Genomic DNA, 19812 nt, shown 5'->3' with positions numbered 1-19812 from the left:
CGGGCTTTAAGCCTGCGCGATACGCAAAACAGAAGAAGGGGTGTTTTATGTCATCCGATATCAAGATCAAGGTGCAAAGCTTTGGTCGTTTCCTCAGCAATATGGTGATGCCGAATATCGGCGCGTTTATCGCGTGGGGTATCATCACCGCGCTTTTCATTCCGACAGGGTGGTTGCCAAACGAAACGCTGGCGAAGCTGGTCGGTCCGATGATCACCTACCTGCTGCCGCTGCTGATCGGTTACACCGGCGGTAAATTAGTCGGCGGCGAACGTGGTGGCGTGGTCGGGGCGATCACCACCATGGGCGTTATCGTCGGCGCGGATATGCCGATGTTCCTCGGCTCAATGATTGCCGGCCCGCTGGGCGGCTACTGCATCAAGAAGTTCGATAACTGGGTAGACGGTAAGATCAAATCCGGTTTTGAAATGCTGGTGAATAACTTCTCCGCTGGCATCATCGGGATGATCCTCGCCATTCTGGCCTTCCTCGGCATCGGCCCGGCGGTTGAAGTTCTGTCGAAAATTCTGGCAGCTGGCGTTAACTTTATGGTGGCGCACGACATGCTGCCGCTGGCGTCTATCTTCGTGGAACCGGCAAAAATCCTGTTCCTCAATAACGCCATTAACCACGGTATCTTCTCGCCGCTGGGTATTCAGCAGTCCCACGAGCTGGGTAAATCTATCTTCTTCCTGATTGAAGCTAACCCGGGTCCGGGGATGGGCGTTCTGCTGGCGTACATGTTCTTTGGTCGCGGCAGCGCAAAACAGTCAGCAGGCGGGGCGGCTATCATCCACTTCCTGGGGGGTATCCATGAAATCTACTTCCCGTACGTGCTGATGAACCCACGTCTGATCCTGGCCGTTATCCTCGGCGGGATGACCGGTGTCTTCACCCTGACCATCCTCAATGGCGGTCTGGTCTCTCCGGCTTCCCCAGGCTCTATCCTGGCGGTGCTGGCGATGACGCCGAAAGGCGCCTACTTCGCTAACATCGCCGCGATTATCGCAGCGATGGCGGTCTCCTTCGTGGTCTCTGCGGTTCTGCTGAAGACCAGCAAGGTAAAAGAAGAAGACGATATCGAAGCCGCAACGCGTCGTATGCATGACATGAAAGCGGAATCCAAAGGCGCCAGCCCGCTGGCGGCCGGTAATGTCACCAACGACCTGAGCCATGTGCGTAAAATCATCGTCGCCTGCGACGCCGGGATGGGTTCCAGCGCCATGGGCGCCGGGGTACTGCGCAAGAAAGTGCAGGATGCCGGCCTGAGTAACATCTCGGTCACCAACAGCGCGATCAATAATCTGCCACCGGATGTTGACCTGGTGATCACCCACCGTGACCTGACCGAGCGGGCGATGCGCCAGGTACCACAGGCGCAGCATATTTCGCTGACCAACTTCCTCGACAGCGGTCTGTACACCAGCCTGACTGAGCGTCTGGTCGCGGCCCAGCGCCACATCGAGAATGAAGTGAAAGTTACCGATAGCCTGAAAGACAGCTTTGATGATGGCGACAAAAACCTGTTCCAGCTGGGTGCGGATAACATCTTCCTCGGGCGCAAAGCAGCCACCAAAGAAGAAGCCATTCGCTTCGCCGGCGAGCAGCTGGTGAAAGGCGGCTACGTCGAGCCGGAATATGTGCAGGCGATGCTGGACCGCGAAAAACTGACCTCGACCTATCTCGGCGAGTCCATCGCGGTACCGCACGGCACCATCGAAGCGAAAGACCGTGTGCTGAAAACCGGCGTCGTCTTCTGCCAGTACCCGGAAGGCGTGCGCTTCGGGGAAGATGAAGACGATGTCGCCCGCCTGGTGATCGGTATCGCGGCTCGCAACAACGAGCATATTCAGGTTATCACCAGCCTGACTAACGCCCTGGATGACGAAACCGTGATTGAGCGCCTGGCGAAAACCACCAGCGTCGACGAAGTTCTGGCACTGTTGAATAAATAACCAAAGCAGTCCATTCCCTCTCCCTTTGGGAGAGGGTTTGGGTGAGGGGAAAAGCCTCACCCCAGCCCTCTCAGGTAAAAACATTAATTGAAGGTTAATACTATGAAAGCATTACATTTTGGCGCAGGTAATATCGGACGTGGCTTTATCGGTAAATTGCTGGCCGACGCGGGCATTGAACTGACGTTCGCCGATGTCAATCAGACCTTACTTGATGCCCTGAATGCCCGTCATAGCTATCAGGTTCACGTCGTCGGTGAGAATGAGCAGGTGGACACCGTCTCCGGCGTCAATGCCGTCAGCAGCATCGGCGATGAGGTTGTGGACCTGATCGCTGAGGTGGATCTGGTCACCACCGCCGTCGGTCCCGTCGTGCTCGAGCGCATCGCGCCAGCGATCGCCAAAGGGCTGGCGCAGCGCAAAGCGCAGGGCACCGAACGCCCGCTGAACATCATCGCCTGCGAAAATATGGTGCGCGGCACCACGCAGTTAAAAGGCCACGTGTTTAACGCGCTGGCGGAAGAAGATAAAGCGTGGGTGGAAGCGCATATCGGCTTTGTCGACTCTGCCGTTGACCGTATTGTGCCGCCATCGGCTTCCGCCACTCATGACCCGCTGGAAGTCACCGTGGAAACCTTTAGCGAATGGATTGTCGATAAGACTCAGTTCAAGGGCGCGCTGCCGACTATCCCGGGGATGGAATTAACTGATAACCTGATGGCATTTGTCGAACGCAAGCTCTTCACCTTGAACACCGGGCATGCTATAACCGCCTACCTCGGAAAACTGGCGGGCCATCAGACGATTCGCGACGCGATCCTCGACGAGAAAATTCGTGCCGTCGTGCAGGGCGCGATGGAAGAGAGCGGCGCGGTGCTGATCAAACGTTACGCCTTTGACCCGCAGAAGCACGCGGCTTATATCCAGAAAATACTTGGCCGTTTCGAGAACCCGTACCTGAAAGACGATGTTGAGCGCGTTGGCCGTCAGCCGCTGCGCAAACTGAGCGCTGGCGACCGTTTAATTAAGCCGCTGCTGGGTACACTGGAATACGGGCTGCCGCACCGCAACCTGGTAAAAGGGATTGCGGCGGCGATGCATTTCCGTAGCGAAGACGATCCGCAGGCGCAGGAGCTGGCGGCACTGATCGCCGACAAGGGGCCGCAGGCCGCGCTGGCGCAGATTTCCGGCCTGGATGCCGCAAGTGATGTCGTCGCGGAGGCCGTTAACGACTACAACGCGGAAAAATGATGCACAACCTGGCGCGGCCGACGTCGCGCCCATTACGACTCCTGTCAGATATGCAGGCAATGATGGAAGAAACACAAGCATTTGAAAACCGTGTGCTTGAGCGTCTGAATGCTGGCAAAACCGTACGAAGCTTCCTGATCGCCACCGTCGAGCTGTTAACGGAAGCGGTCAATATTCTGGTGCTTCAGGTGTTCCGTAAAGACGACTACGCGGTGAAATACGCCGTCGAGCCCTTGCTGGAGGGCAGCGGGCCGCTCGGCGATCTCTCTGTACGCCTGAAGCTGATTTATGGCCTTGGGGTGATAAGTCGTGCCGAATATGAAGACGCTGAGCTGCTGATGGCCCTGCGCGAAGAGCTTAACCACGACGGCAATGAGTACAGCTTTACCGACGACGAAATTATCGGTCCGTTCGGCGAGCTGCACTGCGTCGCCGCCCTGCCGCCAACGCCGCAATTTGATGACAGCGATGCCGAACTGCTGGCAATGCAGAAACTGCGTTACCAGCAGATGGTGCGCTCAACGATGGTGCTGTCCCTGACTGAGCTGATTTCACGAATCAGCTTAAAAAAAGCCTTTCAGAAATCAACGCTCTGATTCCGGTTCCGTCTGGTCGCAGGTCGGCCGGTAAAGCTGACGATAATATTCCAGACGCTGCAGGAACAACGCTTCCTTATCCTGAGGAATGTCTCGCGGTACATGCTGCAGACGCGGAGACTTTTTCAAATACTCCATAAACGCCTGACTGGAAGCCATAAAATCAACCGCTTTGTCGATTAAACGTGGTACGCCGTCGCCGATCTTTGCCATCACGTCCTCCTTTTGGGAATAATCTGATTAAGCATTAGCCAATTCACCGGCGTGGGTTAAGGAAAACGTGCTTATCTGCCGACAGGCTTCACAGAAATGAAATTAGAACGGGTATTAGGCGGAATATTAATAAAATTCAAATTATTAGCGATAAATGATATTGCATTCCGCGGGCGACAAACGGCGAATTTTTGATAAATAGCTATCAACAATAGCGGTCACGGCACATACTATAGGCGAATGAAGCCCCTTTATTAACAGATCAAATCACCATGAAAGAAGTCGAAAAGAATGAAATCAAGCGTCTGAGCGATCGTCTCGACGCCATCCGCCACCAGCAGGCCGAGCTGTCGCTGGTGGAAGCCGCCGATAAATACGCTGAACTGGAAAAAGAAAAAGCCACTCTGGAAACGGAGATTGAACGTCTGCGTTCCGTCCAGAGCCAGAAGCTGAGCAAAGAGGCGCAGAAGCTGATGAGCCTGCCGTTTCGCCGCGCGATTACCAAAAAAGAGCAGGCCGATATGGGCAAGCTGAAGAAAAGCGTTCGCGGCCTGGTGGTTGTCCATCCGATGACCGCCCTGGGCCGGGAAATGGGTCTGAAAGAGATGACCGGTTTCGCCCGCAGCGAATTTTGATCCCCAGCCCTCTCCGTACGGAGAGGGCTATTCTGTCTTCACTCCCCCACATTTTTACCTTCAGCCGGGTCGATTGGTCCAACCAATAATTTCATCCACCCCCTGGCAGTTCACAAATCCGTCAAAACCCATCACAAACACGTTGCTTAAGAGCAACATCTGATTAACCATTCGTTGTCATCAACCCTGATACCCTTAATTGGCCGGGCCAATTTTACCTTCGGTGGGATCGGCAATGAGCGCAGACTCAGCCCTCCTCTCCTGGCGGCCCGATGGAGACCCTGCATGAATCTCTGGCAACAAAACTACGATCCCGCCGGTAATATCTGGCTATCCAGTCTTATCGCATCGCTACCGATTCTGTTTTTCTTTTTTGCGCTGATTAAGCTCAAACTGAAAGGCTACATCGCTGCCACCTGGACCGTCGCAATCGCGCTGGTCGTTGCCTTGCTGTTCTATAAAATGCCGGTGGACCGCGCCTTAGCCTCGGTGGTCTACGGCTTCTTCTACGGCCTGTGGCCTATCGCGTGGATTATTATCGCCGCGGTCTTCGTCTATAAAATCTCGGTGAAGACCGGACAGTTCGACATCATCCGCTCATCGATTCTGTCGATTACGCCGGACCAGCGCCTGCAGATGCTGATCGTCGGCTTCTCGTTCGGCGCCTTTCTCGAAGGGGCGGCGGGTTTCGGCGCACCGGTGGCGATTACCGCCGCGCTGCTGGTTGGTCTCGGGTTTAACCCGCTGTATGCGGCTGGCCTGTGCCTGATCGTCAACACCGCGCCGGTGGCCTTCGGTGCGATGGGCATCCCGATTCTGGTCGCCGGCCAGGTGACCGGTATCGATAGCTTCGCCATCGGCCAGATGGTGGGCCGCCAGCTGCCGTTCCTGACCATTATCGTGCTGTTCTGGATCATGGCGATTATGGATGGCTGGCGCGGCATTAAAGAGACCTGGCCGGCGGTGATAGTCGCAGGCGGTTCGTTCGCTATTGCCCAGTACCTCAGCTCTAACTTCCTTGGCCCGGAGCTGCCGGATATCATCTCGTCGCTGGTCTCCCTGGTCTGTCTGACCCTGTTCCTCAAACGCTGGCAGCCGGTACGCATCTTCCGCTTCGGCGATCTCGGCGCCTCGCAGGTGGATATGACGCTGGCCCGCACACGCTACACGGCGGGACAAGTGATCCGCGCCTGGTCGCCGTTCCTGTTCCTGACCGCCACCGTGACCCTGTGGAGCGTGCCGCCATTCAAAGCGCTGTTCGCTCCTGGCGGCGCGATGTATGACTTCGTTATCAATATTTCGGTACCATTCCTCGACAAAATGGTTGCCCGTATGCCGCCGGTGGTTAGCGCCGCAACGCCCTACGCCGCGGTATATAAATTCGACTGGCTGTCGGCAACCGGCACCGCCATTCTGTTCGCCGCCCTGCTGTCCATCGTCTGGCTGCGCATGAAGCCGAAAGATGCGCTGACCACCTTCGCCGGGACGCTGAAGGATCTGGCGCTGCCGATCTACTCTATCGGCATGGTGTTGGCGTTCGCCTTTATCTCTAACTATTCCGGGCTGTCGTCGACCCTGGCCCTGGCGCTGGCCCATACCGGCCACGCGTTTACCTTCTTCTCGCCGTTCCTTGGCTGGCTGGGGGTATTCCTGACCGGTTCGGACACCTCGTCTAACGCCCTGTTCGCCGCGCTGCAGGCAACGGCGGCGCAGCAGATTGGCGTCTCCGATATCCTGCTGGTCGCGGCCAATACCACCGGCGGCGTTACTGGCAAGATGATTTCCCCGCAGTCGATCGCCATCGCCTGCGCCGCGGTAGGCCTGGTGGGCAAAGAGTCGGATCTGTTCCGCTTTACCGTCAAACATAGCCTGATCTTCACCTGCATGGTGGGGCTGATCACCACGCTGCAGGCCTACGTTTTAACCTGGATGATCCCGTGATAGTGATGCCTAAACGCCTGGCCGACGACGTGGCGCGTCGCGTCCGGGCGCTGATTGAAGAACAACAGCTGGAGGCGGGCATGCGACTGCCCGCCGAGCGCCAGCTCGCCGCCCAGCTCGGCGTCTCACGCAATTCCCTGCGCGAAGCGCTGGCGATGCTGGTCAATGAAGGGGTGCTGTTGAGCCGTCGCGGCGGCGGCACCTTCGTCCGCTTTCAGCATGAGCCGTGGTCAGAGCAAAACATCGTCCAGCCGCTGAAGACGCTGCTGGCCGATGACCCGGACTACAGCTTCGATATCCTCGAAGCCCGCCACGCCATCGAAGCCAGCACCGCGTGGCACGCGGCGATGCGCGCCACCGACGCCGATAAAGAAAAAATTCGTCTGTGCTTTGAAGCGACCCAGAGTGAAGACCCGGATATCGCCTCGCAGGCGGATGTCCGCTTTCACCTGGCGATCGCCGAAGCCTCGCATAACGTGGTGCTCCTGCAAACCATGCGCGGCTTTTTCGACCTGCTGCACTCCTCCGTTAAGCAGAGCCGCCAGCGCATGTATCAGGTGCCGCCGGTGTTTGCCCGCCTGACCGAACAGCACCAGGCCGTCATGGAGGCGATTGTCGCCGGCGACGCCGAGGCGGCGCGCCAGGCGATGATGGGCCACTTAGGCTTTGTCCACGCCACCATCAAACGTTTTGATGAAGACCAGGCCCGCCAGGCGCGAATTACCCGCCTGCCCGGTGACCACAATGAAAATTCCAGGGAGAACTCGTGATGATTATTTCCGCCGCCAGCGACTATCGCGCCGCCGCACAGCGTATCCTGCCGCCGTTTCTGTTCCACTATATTGACGGCGGCGCCTACGCCGAACATACCCTGCGCCGCAACGTCGAGGACCTTTCCGATGTAGCCTTGCGCCAGCGTATTTTGCGCAATATGTCGGACCTGAGTCTGGAAACGACGTTATTCAACGAGAAGCTGGCGATGCCGACGGCGTTGGCGCCGGTCGGGCTGTGCGGGATGTACGCCCGCCGCGGCGAAGTGCAGGCCGCCGGCGCGGCGGACGACAAAGGCATTCCGTTCACCCTCTCTACCGTTTCCGTCTGCCCGATCGAAGAGGTCGCCCCGACCATCAAGCGCCCGATGTGGTTCCAGCTGTATGTCCTGCGCGACCGCGGCTTTATGCGCAATGCGCTGGAGCGCGCCAAAGCCGCCGGCTGCTCGACGCTGGTCTTTACCGTCGATATGCCGACTCCCGGCGCCCGCTACCGCGACGCCCATTCAGGCATGAGCGGCCCGAACGCCGCCCTGCGCCGCTACTGGCAGGCCGTCACCCATCCGCAGTGGGCGTGGGACGTCGGCCTTAACGGTCGCCCGCACGATCTGGGCAATATCTCCGCCTATCTCGGCAAACCGACCGGGCTTGAGGATTACATTGGCTGGCTGGCGAATAACTTCGATCCGTCGATTTCATGGAAAGACCTGGAGTGGATCCGCGATTTCTGGGACGGTCCGATGGTGATCAAAGGGATCCTCGATCCGGAGGACGCCCGCGACGCGGTGCGCTTCGGCGCTGACGGCATTGTCGTCTCCAACCACGGCGGCCGCCAGCTCGATGGCGTGCTCTCCTCGGCCCGCGCCCTGCCGGCAATTGCCGACGCGGTGAAAGGCGACATCACTATTCTCGCCGACAGCGGCATCCGTAACGGGCTCGACGTGGTGCGGATGATCGCTCTGGGCGCCGACAGCGTGCTACTGGGCCGCGCTTACCTGTACGCCCTGGCGACCCACGGTAAGCAGGGCGTGGCGAATCTGCTGAACCTCATCGAGAAAGAGATGAAAGTGGCGATGACCCTCACCGGGGCGAAAAGTATCCGTGAAATCAGCCGTGATTCGCTGGTGCAGAACGCCGAAGCGCTGCAGACCTTCGATGCGCTGAAGCAGAATAACGCCGCGTAATTCTCCACGTTTTCCCTTACGCCGCCCCTCTCCCTCAGGGTGAGGGTTCGCCAAATATCTGCTATTCTGCCCCCCGCAATTAAGGGGGCAGTATGCTGAACATCGTGTTATTCGAACCAGAGATCCCGCCGAACACCGGGAATATTATCCGCCTGTGCGCCAACACGGGCTTCAGTCTGCATATCATTGAGCCGATGGGCTTCACCTGGGACGATAAACGCCTGAGACGCGCCGGACTGGACTATCACGAGTTCACTGCCGTGCAGCGCCATGCGGATTACGCGGCGTTTGTCGCCAGCGCGCAGCCGCAGCGTCTGTTCGCCCTGACCACCAAAGGCACGCCTGCGCACAGCGCAGTGAGCTATCAGGACGGCGATTTCTTGATGTTTGGCCCGGAAACCCGCGGTCTGCCGGCCAGCATCCTCGATGCCCTGCCGCCGGAGCAGAAAATCCGTATTCCGATGATGCCGGACAGCCGCAGTATGAACCTGTCAAACGCGGTGTCGGTGGTGGTGTATGAAGCCTGGCGCCAGCTGGGGTATCCTGGCGCGGTCTTGCGCAGCTAACCTGAGCGGTTCCCGGATTGCAGCGCAAGGAGCCTTATCCGGGCGACAGGCTGGCGGGATGAGATCGTAGGCCCGGTAAGCGCAGCGCCACCGGGCAAGACGTTAAATCCCGTCGCCGTACTCGAAGGTGTGGTGGATGCCGTTGAAATGCTGATCCATATCCATCGCCGGCTTGTCGCTCTCCGGCTTGCCGACGATGCGCGCCGGTACGCCCGCCGCGGTGGTGTGCGGCGGAACCGGCTGCAATACCACCGAACCGGCGCCAATCTTCGCGCCACGCCCGACTTCGATATTGCCGAGGATCTTCGCCCCGGCGCCAATCATCACGCCTTCGCGAATTTTCGGGTGACGGTCGCCGCTGGTTTTACCGGTCCCGCCGAGGGTCACAGACTGCAGGATGGATACGTCGTCTTCAATCACCGCCGTTTCACCGACCACAATGCCGGTGGCATGGTCGAGCATGATCCCGCGGCCGATTTTCGCCGCCGGGTGGATATCTACCTGGAAAGAGACGGAGACCTGATTTTGCAGGAAAATCGCCAGCGCGCGTCGCCCCTGAGTCCACAGCCAGTGGCCGATACGATAGGCTTGCAAGGCATGGAAACCCTTCAGATAGAGCAACGGCGTGGAGTATTTATCCACCGCCGGGTCGCGCGTGCGCACCGCCTGAATATCGCAGGCGGCGGAGGCGATCATTTCCGGATCGGCGGCGTAGGCCTCTTCCACCACTTCGCGAATGGCGATCGCCGGCATAATCGGGGAAGCCAGCTTGTTGGCCAGCATATAGCTCAGCGCGCTGCCGAGATTTTCATGCTTGAGTAGCGTTGCGTGGTAAAAACTGGCGAGCATCGGCTCACAGTCAGCCAAAGCCCGGGCTTCGGCTTTAATATTATTCCAGACGATATCCAGTTCTTCACACGGCATTGCATACTCCAGGCGATATAGTAATGACCTGCCAGTTCTGCGCTGGCAGGGTCATTCAGGTGACAAAGGAAAGCTAATTGCTGCTGCGCTCGTCCTTGCGGGCGCGACCCAATAAGGTCAATGCTGCCTCGCGCGCAATTTTTCCGCAATACAATACCTGATAAATTTCCTCGGTTATTGGCATTTCGACACCTAAACGCTGTGCCAGAACGCGAACTTCCTTGGTATTGCGGTAGCCTTCAACCACCTGGCCAATCTTGTCCTGGGCGCTCTGCACGTCCATACCCTGGCCGAGCATCATGCCGAAGCGACGGTTACGGGACTGGTTGTCGGTGCAGGTGAGCACCAGGTCACCGAGGCCGGCCATGCCCATAAAGGTTTCCGGATCGGCGCCCAGCGCCGCGCCGAGGCGGGACATTTCCACCAGCCCACGGGTAATCAGCGCCGTACGCGCATTGGCGCCGAAGCCGATGCCATCCGACATACCTGCCCCGATGGCAATGACGTTTTTCACCGCGCCGCCGAGCTGCACGCCGATAAAGTCCGGGTTGATGTAGACGCGGAAGCTTTTGCCGCAGTGCAGTAGGCGCTGAAGGTCTTCCGCAAACTGCGGATCCGTGGCCGCCAGCGAAATCGCCGTCGGCAGGCCGGCGGCCAGCTCTTTGGCGAAGGTTGGCCCCGAGATCACCGCCAGCGGAATATCATCGCCCAGCGCTTCACGCGCCACGTCCTGCAGCAGACGGCCGGTTTCGGCCTCCAGGCCTTTGGTGGCCCACACCAGCCGCGCGTCGGAACGCATCAACGGTTTAATCTGGCGTAACACCTGACCGAATACATGGCTCGGCACCACGACAAGGATGTCGCGGCTGGCGGCCAGCGCGGTGGCCAGGTCGCTCTCAAGATGCAGCGTATCCGGGAAAGGCACATCGGGAAGGAACGCGGCGTTGCAGCGATCGTGTTGCAGCGTCGCGATATGTTTCGGGTCATGGCCCCACAGCACAACGTGGTGGCCATTTCTTGCCAGGGTGATGGCAAGAGCGGTGCCGTAAGAGCCGGCACCGATCACAGTCATTGCAGCATTAAGTGCGTTCATCAGGCATCCTGATGTTGTTCAGCACCTTCGCCAGCCTGCTGCTGCAGATAGTTCATGAACAGCGCGTCGAAGTTCACTGGCGCAAGGTTAAGTTGCGGGAAGGTACCGCGGGAAACCAGGCTGGTGATGCACTCGCGCGCGTACGGGAACAGAATGTTCGGGCAGTATGCGCCGAGGCAGTGCGCCATCTGGGTGCCTTCGATGCCGTCGATGGAGAAAATACCGCCCTGCTGTACTTCACAGAGGAACGCGGTTTCTTCGCCCAGCGCAGCGGTCACGGTCACACGCAGCACCACTTCATAAACGCCTTCAGCCAGCTGGGTGGAGGCGGTATCCAGATCAAGTTTAACTTCCGGCTGCCAGTCTTTCTGGAAAACTTGCGGCGCGTTCGGCGCTTCAAATGAGATATCTTTGGTATAGATACGCTGGATCTGGAAGGTCATTTCGGTGCTGTTTTGTTCTGACATAGTAAAACCCTTTCGTGTTGTCCTTAAATACGCGCTTCCGCCAGGGAAAGCGCGCAAAAATTAGCGCAAGAGGGGATCAAGTCCACCACGTGAATCAAGCGCATACAAGTCGTCACAGCCGCCAATGTGCTGCGCATCAATAAAAATCTGCGGAACCGTCGTCCGTCCGCTGCGCTGGATCATCTCCTCACGCTTCGCGGCATCGCCATCGATCGGCAACTCATGGAACGTTACGCCTTTGCTGTTCAGCAGCGCTTTCGCGCGGATGCAGAACGGGCAGGTCGCTTTGGTGTAGATCTCAATATTGGCCATGACTTCACTCCTGTTGTTACCCTGAGGGTTTTACGCCGCAGCCTGTGTTCCCTTCACGTCAGGCGTGAAGGAGAAAACGCGGCGGCATCACCACGCGAGGTAAGTTATTTGCCGCGTACCAGAGGGAGGTTTTCGCCGCTCCAGCCAGCAATGCCCTCTTTCAGTACAAAGACTTTTTCAAACCCGGCTTTGTTCAGCGCGCTGGCGGGCTCTTGCGCCTGCATGCCGGAACCGTCTACCACAATAATGGGTTGCGATTTGTGTTTTTCCAACTCGCCGACGTTATTGGCTTTGATATCGCTGGGCAGCAGGTTAATAGCGCCGGCAATATGGCCTTTACGGAAATCGTCACGCTGACGCAGGTCGACCACCACCGCATCTTCTTTATTGATAAGACGCGTCGCTTCACCACGGGTGATGACTTTAACTTTCGACATCAGCCCCTTGAAGGTGGTGAACACTACCGCACCCAGCAGCGCGATCCACGCGATGCTCAGGACCGGGTGACGGCCGATGAATTGCATAATTTCTTGCATGGGGGGTTACAACTCCCGACTAAGTGAGAAAAAAACCAGGAAAGGAGTATACCTGTGCCTTGCGGCAATTACAGCCAGTGAGCGCGATGTAATGTATTTTCTGCGGGCGGTGGCGAAAAAAAGCCGCTCTCGCTGACCCGGCGCGGCCCGGCCGCTCCCTTTCTTTGATCTTTCACGGGGATTTAAACGATTCAGCTGTAGTAAAATTACGCAAAATTTCTGTCTTTGAGCATGAGGTTGTCGCAATGTCGGTTTCTAAAAAACCTATGGTACTGGTGATTCTGGATGGCTACGGCTATCGCGAAGACCAACAGGATAACGCCATTTATAGCGCTAAAACGCCGGTAATGGACGCGCTGTGGGCCAAACGTCCACATACCCTGATCGATGCATCCGGCCTCGAAGTCGGCCTGCCGGACCGTCAGATGGGGAACTCCGAAGTAGGCCACGTCAACCTGGGCGCCGGTCGTATCGTCTATCAGGACCTGACCCGTCTCGATGTGGAAATTAAAGAACGCACCTTCTTCGCCAACCCGGTACTGACCGCCGCGGTCGATAAAGCGGTTGCCGCCGGCAAAGCAGTACATATCATGGGCCTGATGTCGCCAGGCGGCGTCCACAGCCACGAAGATCACATCATGGCGATGGTGGAGCTGGCGGCAGAGCGCGGCGCTGAGAAGATCTACCTGCACGCCTTCCTCGACGGCCGTGATACGCCGCCGCGCAGTGCGGAAAAAACGCTGGCGACATTCGAAGCCAAATTTGCCGCGCTGGGCAAAGGTCGCATCGCGTCGCTCATCGGCCGCTATTACGCCATGGACCGCGACAACCGCTGGGATCGCGTAGAACAAGCTTATGATCTGCTGACCCTGGCCAAAGGCGAATTCCAGGCCGATACCGCCGTCGCGGGCCTGCAGGCCGCCTACGCCCGTGACGAAAACGACGAATTCGTGAAAGCGACCGTTATCCGCGCCGCCGGCCAGGCCGATGCCGCGATGGAAGACGGCGACGCGCTGATCTTCATGAACTTCCGTGCCGACCGCGCGCGTGAAATCACCCGCGCCTTCGTCAACGCCGACTTCGACGGCTTTGCGCGTAAGAAAGTGGTTAATCTCGATTTCGTGATGCTCACCGAATACGCCGCCGACATCAAAGTCGCCTGCGCCTATCCGCCCGCCTCGCTGGTCAATACCTTCGGCGAGTGGATGGCGAAGCACGATAAAACCCAGCTGCGCATCTCCGAAACTGAAAAATACGCTCACGTCACCTTCTTCTTCAACGGCGGCGTAGAAGAGCCGTTTAAAGGCGAAGAGCGGATCCTGATTAACTCGCCGAAAGTGGCGACCTACGATCTGCAGCCGGAAATGAGCTCCGCCGAGCTGACCGAGAAACTGGTCGCCGCCATCAAAGGCGGAAAATACGACACCATCATCTGTAACTACCCGAACGGCGATATGGTTGGCCATACCGGGGTGATGGAAGCAGCCGTAAAAGCGGTTGAAGCGCTGGATCGCTGCATCGACCAGGTGGCTCAGGCGGTGGAATCCGTTGGCGGCCAGCTGCTGATCACCGCCGACCACGGCAACGCCGAGCAGATGCGCGACCCGGCCACCGGCCAGGCGCACACCGCCCATACCAATCTGCCGGTTCCGCTGATCTACGTCGGTAATAAAGCGGTCAAAGCGGTCAACGGCGGCAAACTTTCCGACATCGCCCCGACCATGCTGTCGCTGATGGGAATGGAAATCCCGCAAGAGATGACTGGCAAGCCGCTGTTCATCGTGGAATAATCCTTCCCCATGAGGGGAAAGGCGATGTATTCAACTACATGGATCGCAGCGGCAGTTCGATCCGTCCTTTACGCCAGCGCGCTCAGCGCTGGCGTATTGCTGTGCGCGTCATCTGCGCATGCCGACGATCGCGATCAGCTAAAGTCCATCCAGGCCGACATCGCCGCCAGGCAGCGGGCGATTAAGCAACAGCAGCAGCAGCGCGCAAGCCTGCTCGCCCAGCTCAAAGCGCAGGAAGAGGCGATCGCCGCCGCGGCCCGCAAACTGCGCGAAACCCAGGATAGCCTGAACCAGCTCAATAAGCAGATTGACGAGATGAACGCCGCTCTCGCGAAGCTGGAGCGCCAGCGCGCGTCTCAGGAGCGGAACCTCGCCGCGCAGCTCGATGCCGCTTTCCGCCAGGGGCCGCATACCGGCATCCAGATGGTGCTCAGCGGTGAAGAGGGCCAGCGCAATCAGCGGATGCAGGTCTATTTCAGCTATTTCAACCAGGCCCGCCAGGAGACTATCGCGGAGTTGAAGAAAACGCGCGAAGAGATGGCGGTGCAAAAGTCGATGCTCGAAGAAAAACAGAGCCAGCAGCAAACGCTGGTCTACGAGCAAAAGGCCCAGCAGGCGAAGCTGGAGCAGGCGCGTAACGAACGGAAAAAGACCCTTTCCGGCCTGGAGTCTTCCATTCAGCAGGGTCAGCAACAATTAAGTGAATTACGGGCTAACGAATCGCGCCTACGCGGTCGTATCGCCCAGGCGGAGGCTGCCGCCAAAGCCCGCGCCGATCGGGAAGCACGCGACGCGCAGGCGGTGCGCGACCGCCAGCAGGAAGCATCGCGCAAAGGCACCACCTATAAACCAACGGAAAGTGAGCGTTCGCTGATGTCACGCACCGGCGGGCTGGGCTCGCCGCGCGGTCAGGCGTTCTGGCCGGTTCGCGGTCCGCTCCTTCATCGATATGGCGAACAGCTGCAAGGTGAACTACGTTGGAAAGGGATGGTTATCGCCGCGTCTGAAGGCACCGAAGTCAGAGCCATTGCCGATGGTCGTGTCATTCTGGCCGACTGGCTGCAGGGCTATGGTCTGGTGGTGGTGGTCGAACATGGCAAAGGCGACATGAGCCTGTATGGCTATAACCAAAGCGCGCTGGTCAGCGTTGGTACTCAGGTGCGTGCCGGCCAGCCTATCGCGCTCGTAGGCAGCAGCGGCGGTCAGGGCCGTCCGTCGCTCTATTTCGAAATTCGCCGCCAGGGTCAGGCGGTCAATCCACAGCCGTGGTTGGGAAGATAAGTTTTGCTTCAATTTCGCGCAATTGCTCTTGCCGTAGCCGGTTCGCTGGCTCTGGCGGCGCCAGCGTTCGCTGGCAAACTCTCCATCGTTATTGACGATTTTGGCTACCGCCCGCAGACCGAGAATCAGGTGCTGGCGCTGCCGGCAACTATCTCCGTCGCCGTGCTGCCGAACGCGCCGCACGCCCGGGAAATGGCCACTAAAGCGCATAATCAGGGCCATGAAGTGCTCATCCACCTGCCAATGGCGCCGCTCAGCAAACAGCCGCTGGAAAAAGACACCCTGCGTCCCGAAATGAGCAGCGAGGAGATCGAGCGCATTATTCGCGAGGCTTACGGCAAAGTCCCTTACGCCGTCGGGCTGAATAACCATATGGGCAGCGCGATGACCTCCAACCTGTTTGGCATGCAGAAGGTGATGCAGGCCCTGGAGCGCTACAATCTCTATTTTCTCGACAGCGTCACCATCGGCAACACCCAGGCCATGCGCGCCGCGCAGGGTACCGGCGTGAAGGTGATTAAGCGCAAGGTGTTTCTCGACGATACGCAGAATGAAGCCGATATCCGCAACCAGTTCAATCGCGCCATCGCCCTGGCGCGGCGCAACGGTTCGGCGATAGCCATTGGCCATCCGCATCCGACGACGGTGCGGGTGCTGCAGCAGATGGTCTATAACCTGCCGCCGGATATCACGCTGGTGCGCCCGAGCAGCCTGCTGAACGAGCCGCAGGTCGACAACTCGACGCCAAACTACGCCCAGCCGCCCGCGCAACAAACACAGCAGAAGCCGCGTAATCCGTTCCATGGCGTGAAGTCTTGCAAACCGAAGCGCCCGCTGGAGCCTGTGAACGCCAGCCGCTTCTTCACTATCCTCAGCGATAGCATCAGCCAGAGCGCGCTGATCCAGTACTATCGCCTCAAATGGCAGGGCTGGGACAATCCCGGCAACTAGACCACTCAGGGGTCCGTTCGCTTTTGCGCGACGGGCGCCTGGTTATCTTCGTGGGCGTACCACGCCTTAAAATATTTCAGAAAGCTGTAAAACGTCGCGTACAGGCCGGTCACCACGCCGACCTTGCCATAGCGCCACGCTCCGCTAAACAGATACCACTTAAAGAAAGCGCCAATGGCGCTGATGATCCCCCGCGTCAGCGAAGGTTTGATCTGCTGGTACTTCACCAGCCGGGTGGTATAGCTGTTCAGCTTATTAAACACTTCATGCAGCGAATAAAAGGTATCGTGGCGAACGAAGCCCGGCAGCCTGACGGAGCTCGCGTGTCCGACCACCTGGTCATCCACCGGCCGATCGTTAAACCGCGCCTGCTGGCGGTTAAAGAGGCGCACCGGATAATCCGGTGAGGAAATGGGGTAGATAGTCCGTACCTGTTTGCCTAGCACAAACCAGTAGCGCGGCAGACGCCAGGCGCAGGTCGGGTCAGGCTCCTCCCCCGCTTTTAGCGCCTGAATGGCCGTCACCACGTCATTATCAAGAATTTCGTCGCTGTCCATGCACAGCACCCAGTCATGGCTGGCCAGCCCGATGGCATAGTTCATCTGCGCGCCGTGGGCTTTATAGGCATGGTGATGGACGGTGAGACCAAACTGCTGACAAATAGCGACGGTTTCGTCGGTACTGCCGGAGTCGACGACGATACATTCATCGGCCACCTTCAGCAGAGGCGGCAGCACCTCCATCAGCAGGCGCGCAGAGTTACAGGTCAGTAAGCATACGGAGAGTTTAAGCATGATAGTTACAAAGTTAAACTGCGACTAAACACACTGTATAAGCGAATAACCGTAAAATCGATGTAGAAATTGTGCGCTTAATATTAAGCAGGCTAAAAATGTTATCCAAATCTAAATTAAGGCGCCCGCAGGCGCCTTTTTTGCTGATTTTTACGCCAGCATGGGGGGTTAGTCCCAGCTCAAAACCACTTTACCGGACTGGCCGGAGCGCATCGCGTCAAAACCTTTCTGGAAGTCATCAATGCCGAAGCGGTGGGTGATGATCGGTGAGAGATCCAGACCAGACTGGATCAGCGCCGCCATCTTGTACCAGGTTTCGAACATTTCGCGACCATAGATACCTTTGATAAACAGCCCTTTGAAGATGACCTTGGTCCAGTCGATGGACATATCCGACGGCGGGATACCCAGCATCGCGATACGGCCGCCGTGGTTCATGGTATCCAGCATGCTGCGAAACGCCGGCGGCGCGCCGGACATCTCCAGACCCACATCGAAACCTTCGGTCATCCCCAGCTCGGCCATCACGTCATTAAGGTTCTCTTTGGCCACGTTCACCGCGCGGGTAACGCCCATTTTGCGCGCCAGCTCAAGACGGTACTCGTTGACGTCGGTGATCACCACGTTACGCGCGCCGACGTGTTTCGCTACCGCCGCCGCCATCACGCCGATCGGACCGGCGCCGGAAACCAGCACGTCTTCCCCGACCAGATCGAAGGAGAGCGCGGTGTGCACCGCGTTGCCGAACGGGTCGAAGATAGACGCCAGGTCATCAGAGATATTGTCGGGGATTTTAAAGGCGTTAAAGGCCGGGATCACCAGATACTCAGCAAAGCAGCCCGGGCGGTTGACGCCCACGCCGATGGTGTTGCGGCACAGATGGGTGCGGCCCGCGCGGCAGTTACGGCAGTGGCCGCAGGTGATATGCCCTTCGCCGGAGACGCGGTCGCCAATCTTAAAGCCGCGCACTTCCTGACCAATCCCCACCACTTCGCCGACATATTCGTGACCGACCACCATCGGCACCGGAATGGTCTTCTGCGACCACTCATCCCAGTTGTAGATGTGCACGTCGGTCCCGCAAATGGCGGTCTTGCGGATTTTAATCAGCAGATCGTTATGGCCGACTTCCGGTTCCGGTACGTCGGTCATCCAGATGCCTTCTTCCGCTTTCAGTTTGGATAACGCTTTCATCTCATACCCTTATTAGGCGATGACGCCCAGTTGTTTGCCGATGCGGGTAAAGGCTTCCACCGCACGCTCAATTTGTTCAGGGGTATGCGCCGCCGACATCTGGGTGCGAATACGCGCCTGGCCTTTCGGTACCACCGGATAGAAGAAGCCGGTGACATAGATCCCTTCTTTCTGCAGCTCGCGGGCAAAGTTCTGCGCCACCACCGCCTCGCCCAGCATCACCGGAATGATGGCGTGGTCGGCGCCGGCCAGCGTGAAGCCTGCCGCGGTCATTTTTTCGCGGAACAGACGCGCGTTAGCCCACAGGCGATCGCGCAGGTCTGCCCCCTCTTCAACCATCTCCAGCACTTTGATGGAGGCGGCCACGATGGCCGGCGCCAGAGAGTTGGAGAACAGATACGGACGGGAGCGCTGGCGCAGCCACTCAACCACCTCTTTGCGCGCGGCGGTGTAGCCGCCGGAGGCGCCGCCCAGCGCTTTACCCAACGTGCCGGTGATGATATCGACGCGCCCCATCACATCGCAGTATTCGTGGGAGCCGCGGCCGTTTTCGCCGACGAAGCCGACGGCGTGGGAGTCATCGACCATCACCAGCGCATCGTATTTATCCGCCAGGTCGCAAACGCCTTGCAGGTTGGCGATCACGCCATCCATCGAGAACACGCCGTCGGTGGCGATCAGCACGTGACGCGCGCCGGCCTCGCGAGCTTCTTTCAGACGCGCCTCCAGCTCTTGCATATCGTTGTTGGCATAGCGGAAGCGCTTCGCTTTACACAGACGCACGCCGTCGATGATCGAGGCATGGTTCAGGGCGTCGGAGATAATGGCGTCTTCCGGGCCGAGCAGCGTTTCAAACAGGCCGCCGTTGGCGTCGAAGCAGGAAGAGTAGAGGATCGCGTCTTCCATACCGAGGAAATCGGCCAGTTTCTTCTCCAGCTGCTTATGCGTATCCTGGGTGCCGCAGATGAAGCGTACCGAGGCCATCCCGAAACCGTGGCTGTCCATGCCGGATTTCGCCGCGGCAATCAGTTCCGGGTGGTTCGCCAGACCCAGATAGTTATTGGCGCAGAAGTTAATCACGTGGCTGTCGCCGACGGTAATGTCCGCCTGCTGCGCCGAGGTGATGATGCGCTCTTCTTTGAACAACCCTTCGGCCCGAGCGGTCTCCAGATTGCTAGTTAACTGTTTGTAGAAATCACCACGCATTGCAACTCTCCAGATTCGGCAAAATTTGGCACATATTACCCAAAGCTATACGCTGATACGAGATGATGCAGGCCTGAATGAATTATTTGCAGCATAAATCACGTCAGCCCAGCACCTTATTCTGCGAATGGCTGTAGGCTTGCTCATGTGGTG

General features: G+C 58.3%; 20 protein-coding genes. 11 read left to right on the top strand and 9 right to left on the bottom strand.

Annotation, left to right across the window (positions count from 1 at the left end; genetic code table 11):
* The first annotated feature begins 47 nt into the window (after positions 1-47).
* The 3 genes from mtlA (at position 48) to mtlR (ending at position 3802) form a co-directional block, all read left to right on the top strand.
* The gene (gene mtlA, locus AB1E37_RS00850) at positions 48-1955 is read left to right on the top strand and encodes a PTS mannitol transporter subunit IICBA (RefSeq protein WP_004173919.1); all 1908 of its coding nucleotides are present in this window, start codon (positions 48-50) and stop codon (positions 1953-1955) included.
* 102 nt (positions 1956-2057) lie between these two features.
* On the top strand, positions 2058-3206 hold the full coding sequence (mtlD, locus tag AB1E37_RS00845) for a mannitol-1-phosphate 5-dehydrogenase (protein WP_004173918.1): 1149 nt from the start codon (positions 2058-2060) through the stop codon (positions 3204-3206).
* The gene (gene mtlR, locus AB1E37_RS00840; RefSeq protein WP_002922401.1) at positions 3206-3802 is read left to right on the top strand and encodes a mannitol operon repressor MtlR; all 597 of its coding nucleotides are present in this window, start codon (positions 3206-3208) and stop codon (positions 3800-3802) included. The genes mtlD and mtlR overlap by 1 nt, the downstream gene beginning before the upstream one ends.
* Here mtlR and AB1E37_RS00835 read toward each other — a convergent pair.
* Complete coding sequence (locus AB1E37_RS00835; RefSeq protein WP_002922402.1) at positions 3791-4015, bottom strand: hypothetical protein; 225 nt, start codon at positions 4013-4015, stop codon at positions 3791-3793. The two genes, mtlR and AB1E37_RS00835, sit on opposite strands and share 12 nt — an antisense overlap.
* A gap of 272 nt (positions 4016-4287) precedes the next feature.
* On the opposite strand from AB1E37_RS00835, the gene AB1E37_RS00830 reads away from it, so the two are divergent.
* The 5 genes from AB1E37_RS00830 (at position 4288) to trmL (ending at position 9111) form a co-directional block, all read left to right on the top strand.
* Positions 4288-4650, top strand: a complete 363-nt coding sequence (locus tag AB1E37_RS00830) for a YibL family ribosome-associated protein (protein ID WP_002922410.1) — start codon at positions 4288-4290, stop codon at positions 4648-4650.
* Between the two features lie 285 nt (positions 4651-4935).
* Positions 4936-6591, top strand: a complete 1656-nt coding sequence (lldP, locus tag AB1E37_RS00825; protein WP_002922413.1) for an L-lactate permease — start codon at positions 4936-4938, stop codon at positions 6589-6591.
* Positions 6588-7361, top strand: a complete 774-nt coding sequence (gene lldR, locus AB1E37_RS00820) for a transcriptional regulator LldR (RefSeq protein WP_002922415.1) — start codon at positions 6588-6590, stop codon at positions 7359-7361. Before lldP ends, lldR begins: the two co-directional genes overlap by 4 nt.
* On the top strand, positions 7361-8545 hold the full coding sequence (gene lldD, locus AB1E37_RS00815) for an FMN-dependent L-lactate dehydrogenase LldD (protein ID WP_002922420.1): 1185 nt from the start codon (positions 7361-7363) through the stop codon (positions 8543-8545). The genes lldR and lldD overlap by 1 nt, the downstream gene beginning before the upstream one ends.
* Before the next feature lie 92 nt (positions 8546-8637).
* Positions 8638-9111: a tRNA (uridine(34)/cytosine(34)/5-carboxymethylaminomethyluridine(34)-2'-O)-methyltransferase TrmL gene (gene trmL / locus AB1E37_RS00810; protein WP_002922423.1), complete on the top strand. Its 474-nt coding sequence runs from the start codon at positions 8638-8640 to the stop codon at positions 9109-9111.
* Between the two features lie 102 nt (positions 9112-9213).
* Here the strand turns inward: trmL and cysE are convergent, their stop codons facing one another.
* The 5 genes from cysE to AB1E37_RS00785 form a co-directional block, all read right to left on the bottom strand.
* Entirely contained in the window at positions 9214-10035 is an 822-nt protein-coding gene (gene cysE / locus AB1E37_RS00805; RefSeq protein WP_002922426.1) for a serine O-acetyltransferase, read from the bottom strand.
* Positions 10036-10108: 73 nt separating this feature from the next.
* Entirely contained in the window at positions 10109-11128 is a 1020-nt protein-coding gene (gene gpsA, locus AB1E37_RS00800) for an NAD(P)H-dependent glycerol-3-phosphate dehydrogenase (RefSeq protein WP_002922427.1), read from the bottom strand.
* A complete protein-coding gene (gene secB, locus AB1E37_RS00795; protein ID WP_002922428.1) occupies positions 11128-11595 on the bottom strand; it encodes a protein-export chaperone SecB in 468 nt (155 codons plus the stop codon). Before secB ends, gpsA begins: the two co-directional genes overlap by 1 nt.
* A 60-nt stretch (positions 11596-11655) precedes the next feature.
* On the bottom strand, positions 11656-11907 hold the full coding sequence (gene grxC / locus AB1E37_RS00790; protein WP_002922429.1) for a glutaredoxin 3: 252 nt from the start codon (positions 11905-11907) through the stop codon (positions 11656-11658).
* A gap of 104 nt (positions 11908-12011) precedes the next feature.
* On the bottom strand, positions 12012-12443 hold the full coding sequence (locus AB1E37_RS00785) for a rhodanese-like domain-containing protein (RefSeq protein ID WP_002922436.1): 432 nt from the start codon (positions 12441-12443) through the stop codon (positions 12012-12014).
* A gap of 245 nt (positions 12444-12688) precedes the next feature.
* Here AB1E37_RS00785 and gpmM point away from each other — a divergent pair, with 245 nt between their 5' ends.
* From gpmM to AB1E37_RS00770, 3 genes are read left to right on the top strand one after another with little or no spacing between them, the layout of a single operon-like run.
* Positions 12689-14233: a 2,3-bisphosphoglycerate-independent phosphoglycerate mutase gene (gene gpmM, locus AB1E37_RS00780; RefSeq protein WP_004173915.1), complete on the top strand. Its 1545-nt coding sequence runs from the start codon at positions 12689-12691 to the stop codon at positions 14231-14233.
* 9 nt (positions 14234-14242) lie between these two features.
* A complete protein-coding gene (gene envC / locus AB1E37_RS00775) occupies positions 14243-15514 on the top strand; it encodes a murein hydrolase activator EnvC (RefSeq protein ID WP_002922458.1) in 1272 nt (423 codons plus the stop codon).
* A gap of 3 nt (positions 15515-15517) precedes the next feature.
* A complete protein-coding gene (locus tag AB1E37_RS00770; RefSeq protein WP_002922459.1) occupies positions 15518-16465 on the top strand; it encodes a divergent polysaccharide deacetylase family protein in 948 nt (315 codons plus the stop codon).
* A 5-nt stretch (positions 16466-16470) separates the two neighbouring features.
* Here the strand turns inward: AB1E37_RS00770 and AB1E37_RS00765 are convergent, their stop codons facing one another.
* The 3 genes from AB1E37_RS00765 to kbl all read right to left on the bottom strand — a co-directional run bounded on the left by AB1E37_RS00765 (position 16471) and on the right by kbl (position 19659).
* Positions 16471-17208, bottom strand: coding sequence for a glycosyltransferase family 2 protein (locus AB1E37_RS00765; protein WP_104460260.1), 738 nt, complete (start codon positions 17206-17208; stop codon positions 16471-16473).
* A gap of 219 nt (positions 17209-17427) precedes the next feature.
* The gene (gene tdh / locus AB1E37_RS00760) at positions 17428-18453 is read right to left on the bottom strand and encodes an L-threonine 3-dehydrogenase (protein WP_002922461.1); all 1026 of its coding nucleotides are present in this window, start codon (positions 18451-18453) and stop codon (positions 17428-17430) included.
* Positions 18454-18465: 12 nt separating this feature from the next.
* Entirely contained in the window at positions 18466-19659 is a 1194-nt protein-coding gene (kbl, locus tag AB1E37_RS00755) for a glycine C-acetyltransferase (RefSeq protein ID WP_002922462.1), read from the bottom strand.
* Between the last annotated feature and the right edge of the window lie 153 nt (positions 19660-19812).

Source organism: Klebsiella sp. Shm-1, assembly GCF_040804525.1.
GTDB classification, from domain to species: domain Bacteria; phylum Pseudomonadota; class Gammaproteobacteria; order Enterobacterales; family Enterobacteriaceae; genus Klebsiella; species Klebsiella pneumoniae.
Note: the sequence above shows the minus strand (reverse complement) of the source record. Positions and strands in the feature narration are given on the sequence as shown.

Excerpts from the sequence above, each read along its gene's own strand:
- mtlA (WP_004173919.1), top strand. The coding sequence starts at position 48 with ATGTCATCCGATATCAAGATCAAGGTGCAAAGCTTTGGTCGTTTCCTC.
- mtlD (WP_004173918.1), top strand. The coding sequence starts at position 2,058 with ATGAAAGCATTACATTTTGGCGCAGGTAATATCGGACGTGGCTTTATC.
- mtlR (WP_002922401.1), top strand. The coding sequence starts at position 3,206 with ATGCACAACCTGGCGCGGCCGACGTCGCGCCCATTACGACTCCTGTCA.
- AB1E37_RS00835 (WP_002922402.1), bottom strand. The coding sequence starts at position 4,015 with ATGGCAAAGATCGGCGACGGCGTACCACGTTTAATCGACAAAGCGGTT.
- AB1E37_RS00830 (WP_002922410.1), top strand. The coding sequence starts at position 4,288 with ATGAAAGAAGTCGAAAAGAATGAAATCAAGCGTCTGAGCGATCGTCTC.
- lldP (WP_002922413.1), top strand. The coding sequence starts at position 4,936 with ATGAATCTCTGGCAACAAAACTACGATCCCGCCGGTAATATCTGGCTA.
- lldD (WP_002922420.1), top strand. The coding sequence starts at position 7,361 with ATGATTATTTCCGCCGCCAGCGACTATCGCGCCGCCGCACAGCGTATC.
- trmL (WP_002922423.1), top strand. The coding sequence starts at position 8,638 with ATGCTGAACATCGTGTTATTCGAACCAGAGATCCCGCCGAACACCGGG.
- cysE (WP_002922426.1), bottom strand. The coding sequence starts at position 10,035 with ATGCCGTGTGAAGAACTGGATATCGTCTGGAATAATATTAAAGCCGAA.
- gpsA (WP_002922427.1), bottom strand. The coding sequence starts at position 11,128 with ATGAACGCACTTAATGCTGCAATGACTGTGATCGGTGCCGGCTCTTAC.
- secB (WP_002922428.1), bottom strand. The coding sequence starts at position 11,595 with ATGTCAGAACAAAACAGCACCGAAATGACCTTCCAGATCCAGCGTATC.
- grxC (WP_002922429.1), bottom strand. The coding sequence starts at position 11,907 with ATGGCCAATATTGAGATCTACACCAAAGCGACCTGCCCGTTCTGCATC.
- AB1E37_RS00785 (WP_002922436.1), bottom strand. The coding sequence starts at position 12,443 with ATGCAAGAAATTATGCAATTCATCGGCCGTCACCCGGTCCTGAGCATC.
- gpmM (WP_004173915.1), top strand. The coding sequence starts at position 12,689 with ATGTCGGTTTCTAAAAAACCTATGGTACTGGTGATTCTGGATGGCTAC.
- envC (WP_002922458.1), top strand. The coding sequence starts at position 14,243 with ATGAGGGGAAAGGCGATGTATTCAACTACATGGATCGCAGCGGCAGTT.
- AB1E37_RS00765 (WP_104460260.1), bottom strand. The coding sequence starts at position 17,208 with ATGGAGGTGCTGCCGCCTCTGCTGAAGGTGGCCGATGAATGTATCGTC.
- tdh (WP_002922461.1), bottom strand. The coding sequence starts at position 18,453 with ATGAAAGCGTTATCCAAACTGAAAGCGGAAGAAGGCATCTGGATGACC.
- kbl (WP_002922462.1), bottom strand. The coding sequence starts at position 19,659 with ATGCGTGGTGATTTCTACAAACAGTTAACTAGCAATCTGGAGACCGCT.